Source organism: Prevotella sp. SGI.167 (assembly GCF_050313615.1).
GTDB lineage: Bacteria > Bacteroidota > Bacteroidia > Bacteroidales > Bacteroidaceae > Prevotella.
Genome location: NZ_JBNPLT010000135.1, coordinates 1 through 466 on the forward strand (window position 1 = coordinate 1; position 466 = coordinate 466).

General features: G+C 45.5%; 1 pseudogene. It reads right to left on the bottom strand.

The features are described 5' to 3' along the window. Window positions 1-466, bottom strand: a pseudogene (locus tag ACQRBJ_RS16225) (hypothetical protein); the annotation flags it as partial.

A 466-nucleotide genomic window follows, 5' to 3' on the forward strand; every position in this document is an offset into this window, starting at 1 on the left:
TGAGAAGTCTTGATACTGGTTGTCATCTACGAAGATACTGGATTTTTTCTGGTTTTGGTAGTGCAGGTCATCACCAGCATAGCGCAAATTGAGAGTAAGCGTTCGTTTGTCCTTCAGCTTGAAGAGAGAGTTGAAAGCTCCTTCTCCCGACTTATTGTCAACATATCGGTTCAAAGACACGCTAGGGATGTCTTGTGCCGAAAGGCTGATTCCATCCCAAGTAAAAGATGAGAAATCAGAAACTTGGTCGAGTCCGAAAGTCTGCGACGTATTATAAGTCAAGCCCGTGTCATTTGCCTTCATCGACAAAAGTTGCTGCGACTTTTTGTTGATTTGCATGGCGAAGACATCACTCTTCCACAGCGTCTGGTCATCATAGCCCAATCCTTGCTGAAGATAGCCGATAGGCTTCAGCTTGCGGTTATTCCTGATTTTCAGGTTGAGCGCAGCCTTGTCGGAGAAGTCA